The following is a 6383-nucleotide window of genomic DNA, read 5'->3' on the forward strand; positions in this document are numbered from 1 at the left end:
TTAATATCCCATATATTAATTGGTTACAGATTTTGCAGAATCGATTCGACGCCCACTCTTACGCTAATGTAAAAAATTGGCTATGGTTAAACACAAACGATTGCTGTCTGCGGCAATCCCGCAATATAATGATAATAGTTATCATTGAATAAATTAGTTACTTGAGGAGTTCGAACTATGGCAGTAACAAAGCTGGTTCTGGTACGTCACGGTGAAAGTCAATGGAACAACGAAAACCGCTTCACTGGCTGGTATGACGTTGATTTGTCTGAAAAAGGCCGTACTGAAGCAAAAGCAGCGGGTAAGCTGTTGAAAGACGAAGGTTTTACTTTTGATTTCGCCTACACCTCAGTACTGAAACGCGCAATCCACACCCTGTGGAGCATTCTGGATGAGTTGGACCAAGCTTGGTTGCCAACCGAAAAAACCTGGAAGCTGAATGAACGTCATTATGGCGCTCTGCAAGGTCTGGATAAGTCCGAGACCGCAGCTAAATACGGTGATGACCAAGTTAAATTGTGGCGTCGTGGTTTTGCTATCACGCCTCCAGCGCTGGAAAAAAGCGATGAGCGTTTCCCTGGCCATGACCCACGTTATGCAAAATTAACCGATGCTGAGCTGCCAACCACTGAAAGCCTGGCACTGACCATTGAACGTGTTATCCCTTACTGGGAAGAAGTTATCAAACCACGTATTGCCAGTGGTGAGCGCGTGATTATCGCCGCCCACGGTAACTCGCTGCGTGCTCTGGTAAAATATCTCGATGACCTGAACGAAGAAGAAATTCTTGAGCTGAACATCCCAACTGGCGTGCCATTGGTGTATGAGTTTGATGAAAACTTCAAACCCATCAAGCACTACTATTTGGGCAATGCGGAAGAGATCGCCGCGAAAGCTGCTGCTGTTGCCAATCAGGGTAAAGCTAAGTAATTATTCCTGATTAGCACCATTAAAAAACCCCCGCACATCATTAATGTCGGGGGTTTTTATTTGTCGAGCAACTTAAATGACCAGCACAAAAGCTTACTGACGACGCGCTTTCACCGCGTTTGACAACTGACGCAGCAACACTTCCGTATCTTCCCAGCCAATACAGGCATCGGTGACACTCTTGCCGTAAGTCAGTGGCTCGCCACTTTCCAGATTCTGATTACCTTCCACCAGATGACTTTCGATCATCACGCCCATAATAGACTTTTCGCCCTGAGCAATCTGGCGGCACACATCGGTACCCACTTCCATCTGCTTTTTAAACTGCTTGCTGCTGTTAGCATGGCTGAAATCAATCATGATTTGTGGTTCCAGACCTGCTTTGCTCAGCCCAGCTTTAACTTCAGCAACATGTGCGCTGCTGTAGTTTGGCTCTTTACCGCCGCGCAGAATGATATGGCAATCATCGTTACCTGCGGTATTAACAATCGCAGAGTGACCCCACTTGGTCACTGACAGGAAACAGTGCGGCGCACTGGCGGCATTGATGGCATCAATAGCCACTTTAATGGTGCCATCGGTACCATTTTTAAAACCAACCGGGCAAGAGAGGCCAGAAGCCAGCTCACGGTGAACCTGAGATTCCGTCGTCCGAGCGCCAATAGCTCCCCAGCTCATCAGGTCAGCCAAATATTGCGGGGTAATCATATCCAGAAACTCACCCGCAGCCGGTAAGCCGCTATCATTAATGTCCAACAGCAACTTACGCGCAATACGCAGACCATCATTGATATCGTAACTACCATCCATGTGCGGATCGTTAATCAGACCTTTCCAACCTACCGTAGTACGCGGTTTTTCAAAATACACGCGCATTACCACTTCCAGCTCACCTTGTAGCTCTTCACGCAGCGTCAGTAAACGAGCCGCATACTCTTTTGCCGCCTGAGTGTCATGAATCGAGCATGGGCCAATCACCACCAGCAGGCGATCATCTTGAGCGCGCAAAATGTTGTGAATAGCCGTGCGAGTCTTGGCGACAGTTTCGGCGGCATGATTACTGGCCGGAAACTTCTCTAACAAAGCAACAGGTGGCAGGAGTTCCTTAATTTCATTAATCCGTAGGTCATCATTCAGGTAATTCATAGTTCTTCCATTAAGTCTCTGACGGTCATCGCACAACCATTATTTTAGCAATCTAACTGAACCAATCTAGCGGGTGAATTGACCGCTGTAAATCTACTTTATTGCATTAGAGGCTCAGCGCAGAAAAACCGCAACACTCACATTAATCTATAATGCGTATCAATCTTTGAATGAAATCCTATCAGAGTTAACATCAACCATCTGGTTTTGTGCTCGCATTTTATGACCCATGGTGAAAGGATAAATATGGCTGCATCATCGTTTTTCCCGCAAGACAGCAATAGTAAGCGGCTACTGGTCGCCTTCGCTGTCACCACGGTATTTATGGTGGCAGAGGCCATTGGTGGCTGGCTATCGGGTTCACTGGCTCTGTTGGCTGATGCCGGGCATATGCTGACCGATTCTGCGGCGCTCTTTATCGCATTAATGGCAGTGCATTTTTCACAGCGAAAACCCGACTCTCGCCATACCTTTGGCTATTTGCGTCTGACGACGCTGGCGGCTTTTGTTAATGCGGCGGCATTGTTGCTGATTGTAGTATTGATTGTTTGGGAGGCGGTTCGCCGCTTCTTTTCCCCCCATGAGGTCATGGGAATTCCGATGTTAGTCATCGCTATCCTCGGGTTATTCGCGAATATTTTCTGCTTCTGGATACTTCATCGGGGAGAGGAAGAGAAGAATATCAATGTCCGAGCCGCCGCCTTGCACGTACTTGGCGACTTATTAGGCTCTGTAGGAGCCATTGTCGCGGCGGTGGTTATCCTCACCACCGGCTGGACGCCAATTGACCCGATTCTCTCGGTTTTGGTCTCCGTCTTGGTGCTACGCAGTGCCTGGCGGTTGTTGAAAGAGAGTTTTCACGAGCTGTTGGAAGGTGCGCCGCAAGAGATTGATATCAACAAACTGCGCAAAGACTTATGCACCAATATATATGAAGTGCGGGATGCCCATCATATCCATCTATGGCAAGTCGGCGACCAACGCCTAATGACACTGCATGTGCAGGTGATCCCACCACAAGATAATGATGAGTTATTGCAACGTATCCAGCATTATTTACTGCAGCATTACAATATTGGCCATGCCACCATTCAGATGGAATATCAGCACTGTCGAGCCCCTGATTGTGCTATCAATCAGGCCGTCAGCACCGAAGGGCACCACCATCACCCTCATTGAAGGTGAAAGCTAATCAGGCGAGTATTCTGCGGTGGCTGACCACTGACAGAAGCTCGCCTGACGAATACTTTCACGCAAAATCTATTGAACTTTGATATTGCTAACTTTGGGGGGACAGTGGGCGAGAATGATTCCGCGCCGCGCTCTTGATCCACAGCCAAGAACCATTCAGCGCAATCAGCGTCAGTAACACATATTCCAACGCCATGGCATAGACACCTTGATAGGCGAAAATTGCCACACTGATAACATCAATCACCACCCAAATCAGCCAGTTTTCAACATATTTGCGCGTCATCAGGATCATCGCCACAATCGACAAGACCATCATGGTGGAGTCCCAGAATGGGAAGGCATCTGGCTGCAACTCTGGCATTTGCACATTAGCACCCAAGCTTTGCATTACCGTCACCGCCGCACGGGTAAGCCAGGCAAATACCATATCAATATGCAATGTCATCAAAGTGATACCGCCTACACAGACCGCTCCCCAAGCCAATGCTTTTGGCAAGGACAACCAGCGAATTTTCAATTCAGCTTGGTTGTCGGGGGTTTGTTTACTCCAGGCATACCAACCATAAATATTGGCTACGAAGAAGAACAGCTGGAGTAATAAACTGGCATAAAGCTGGATCTGGAAGAAAATCACCGCGAACAGCGTCACGTTAATCAAACCAAACAAATAGTTGATGATTTTCTCTTTGCTGGCGAACCAGATACACAACAAGCCAAATAGCGTCCCAATGGCCTCTATCCACGACAGGTCATAGCCTCCTGCCCCTAGCGGAATATGTACCAATATGTTGCTTGTACTGAAGAAATCCATCTGACAGTCCTTTTATCTTCTGCCCTTCGTACTTAAAGCCGCGAGGTGATTAGCCGCCTACCTGCAACGCCAAGTTCTTTGGGTGTCATTAGCTGAGTATGAGGGTTATTAGGTACTCTTCACTGCTCAGGCATTACCTTTGATCTGCAATTTGAGTTGGTTGGCAAAATCCAACATGCGATTCAAGGGTATCAGCGCCTGCTGACGCAATTCTTCATCAACATGTATCTCATGCATCACCCCACCCTGCTCCAGCCCCTCAGCAATCGCCTTGAGGCCATTCATCGCCATCCATGGGCAATGTGCGCAGCTTCGGCAAGTTGCCCCTTCACCGGCGGTCGGTGCTTCGAATAACTCTTTATCCGGGCAAGCCTGCTGCATCTTGTAAAAAATGCCCCGGTCTGTTGCCACGATCAGTTTTTTCTGCGGCAGTGTTTTTGCCGCCTGAATCAATTGACTGGTCGATCCGACAGCATCAGCCATATCAACCACCGCCTGTGGTGATTCCGGGTGGACCAATACCGCAGCATCGGGATGTAATGCTTTCATCCGGGCCAGTGCTTGGGTTTTAAACTCGTCATGGACGATACACGCCCCTTGCCAGCACAGTACATCCGCCCCACTCTTCTTCTGTACATAATTGCCAAGATGACGATCAGGGGCCCAGATTATTTTCTCGCCCAAGCTATCGAGGTGTTCAATTAATTCAACGGCGATACTGGAGGTTACCACCCAATCGGCTCTGGCTTTTACTGCGGCCGAAGTATTGGCGTATACCACAACAGTGCGGTCAGGGTGACTGTCGCAAAACGCGGCAAACTCATCTGCCGGGCAACCTAAATCCAGTGAGCATTCAGCATTGAGAGTAGGCATCAATACTTGTTTTTCTGGATTAAGTATTTTGGCGGTTTCCCCCATAAAGCGTACGCCAGCGACCAGCAAGGTAGATGCAGGGTGATTATTACCAAATCGCGCCATTTCAAGGGAGTCAGCCACACAACCGCCGGTTTCCTCGGCTAAAGCCTGGATTTCGGGGTCAGTATAATAGTGAGCGACCAACACGGCATCGCGCTGCTTTAGCAGTGTTTTGATTTTCTCACGGTAAAAGGCTTTTTGATCCACATCCAGCGGGACAGGTCGCGGAGGGAAAGGATAAATAGCCGCATTCACATCAAAAGTTTCGCTCATCGCTCACATCTCTATTGCCAGTGATTCCGGCGCCATTGTACATCTCAGGTCGCCAGTAATATTGGTTTGTTTTTTATCCTAAACAAAATACTCAATATTTAGCAAAAAGTCGCCAAATTTTGTCTGATAATGGCAAAAATGTTTAATAGAGTTAAAAATGAGGTGGGAAATTAAGTGGTAGAAGAGATATTAGAAGATTATAGGGTTTATATTGAGAATAAGAAGAGGATAAAAAGGTTTTTGAGTGGGATGAGTAAAAGAGAAGAGAGTGATTGGGAGAATAATGCGGTACTGCTTACGACATAATGGTGGGTCGTGCGGGATGATTCGTCCTGTGGACTCACCCTTCGGGTCAACGCTAGCGCGTTGCTGTCTCGCTTCGCTCGGCTCGAACCTGAACGCAGGGTCTCACCCACACGATTTTGTGTATGTGATTTCTGGGTTTGGAGGAGTTATTGAGGTACTTGATATAATGGTGGGTCGTGCGGGATTCGAACCTGCGACCAATTGATTAAAAGTCAACTGCTCTACCAACTGAGCTAACGACCCATTATGTATTGCTGCTTAATGACAATTCATTGCCAGTCGTGCGGGATTACTCGTCCTACGGACTCGCCCTTCGGGTCAACGCTAGCGCGTTGCTGTCTCGCTTCGCTCGGCTCGAACCTTTAACGGTTCTCATCCCACGATTTGATCGCCCTACAGTTCTTCATAATGGTGGGTCGTGCGGGATTCGAACCTGCGACCAATTGATTAAAAGTCAACTGCTCTACCAACTGAGCTAACGACCCATTATGTTTTATTGCTTAAACACTTTAGAGAATACTGCGAGACAAAACAGGAAGAGGAATATCGTTGCGATGATTTCAACTTCTTACATTCAAACCGAACTTTGGAAGAATGGTGGGTCGTGCGGGATTATTCGTCCTGCGGACTCACCTTTCAGGCCAACGCTATACGTTGTTGTCTCGCTTCGTTCGACTCGAACCTTTAACGGTTCTCATCCCGACGATTTGAGATTCTGCCTATTCGATATAAATGGTGGGTCGTGCGGGATTCGAACCTGCGACCAATTGATTAAAAGTCAACTGCTCTACCAACTGAGCTAACGACC

5 protein-coding genes, 2 tRNA genes and 3 other RNA genes are annotated in these 6383 nt (G+C 47.8%); 2 read left to right on the forward strand and 8 right to left on the reverse strand.

Translation table 11 applies throughout. The annotated features are described in order from the left end of the window. The first annotated feature begins 177 nt into the window (after nucleotides 1–177). Complete coding sequence (gpmA, locus tag FTA96_RS09170) at nucleotides 178–930, forward strand: 2,3-diphosphoglycerate-dependent phosphoglycerate mutase (protein ID WP_050145028.1); 753 nt, start codon at nucleotides 178–180, stop codon at nucleotides 928–930. 93 nt (nucleotides 931–1023) lie between these two features. Here gpmA and aroG read toward each other — a convergent pair whose 3' ends face one another. Then, a complete protein-coding gene (gene aroG / locus FTA96_RS09175) occupies nucleotides 1024–2076 on the reverse strand; it encodes a 3-deoxy-7-phosphoheptulonate synthase AroG (protein ID WP_050122423.1) in 1053 nt (350 codons plus the stop codon). 246 nt (nucleotides 2077–2322) lie between these two features. Here aroG and zitB point away from each other — a divergent pair, with 246 nt between their 5' ends. After that, nucleotides 2323–3255, forward strand: a complete 933-nt coding sequence (zitB, locus tag FTA96_RS09180; RefSeq protein WP_145573639.1) for a CDF family zinc transporter ZitB — start codon at nucleotides 2323–2325, stop codon at nucleotides 3253–3255. A gap of 100 nt (nucleotides 3256–3355) precedes the next feature. Here the strand turns inward: zitB and pnuC are convergent, their stop codons facing one another. The 7 genes from pnuC to FTA96_RS09215 all read right to left on the reverse strand — a co-directional run bounded on the left by pnuC (nucleotide 3356) and on the right by FTA96_RS09215 (nucleotide 6293). Further along, a complete protein-coding gene (gene pnuC / locus FTA96_RS09185; RefSeq protein WP_145505861.1) occupies nucleotides 3356–4081 on the reverse strand; it encodes a nicotinamide riboside transporter PnuC in 726 nt (241 codons plus the stop codon). Nucleotides 4082–4207: 126 nt separating this feature from the next. Further along, nucleotides 4208–5269, reverse strand: coding sequence for a quinolinate synthase NadA (gene nadA, locus FTA96_RS09190; RefSeq protein WP_050151603.1), 1062 nt, complete (start codon nucleotides 5267–5269; stop codon nucleotides 4208–4210). Nucleotides 5270–5575: 306 nt separating this feature from the next. Beyond that, nucleotides 5576–5701: non-coding RNA, RtT sRNA (locus FTA96_RS09195), on the reverse strand. A gap of 41 nt (nucleotides 5702–5742) precedes the next feature. Next, nucleotides 5743–5818 (reverse strand) — tRNA-Lys (locus FTA96_RS09200). Between the two features lie 29 nt (nucleotides 5819–5847). Next, nucleotides 5848–5970: non-coding RNA, RtT sRNA (locus FTA96_RS09205), on the reverse strand. A 14-nt stretch (nucleotides 5971–5984) separates the two neighbouring features. Continuing rightward, nucleotides 5985–6060: transfer RNA gene (locus FTA96_RS09210), tRNA-Lys, on the reverse strand. A 110-nt stretch (nucleotides 6061–6170) separates the two neighbouring features. Continuing rightward, a non-coding RNA gene (locus tag FTA96_RS09215) (RtT sRNA) lies at nucleotides 6171–6293 on the reverse strand. Between the last annotated feature and the right edge of the window lie 90 nt (nucleotides 6294–6383).

The sequence above is a fragment of the Yersinia alsatica genome, assembly GCF_902170305.1.
Lineage (GTDB): Bacteria > Pseudomonadota > Gammaproteobacteria > Enterobacterales > Enterobacteriaceae > Yersinia > Yersinia alsatica.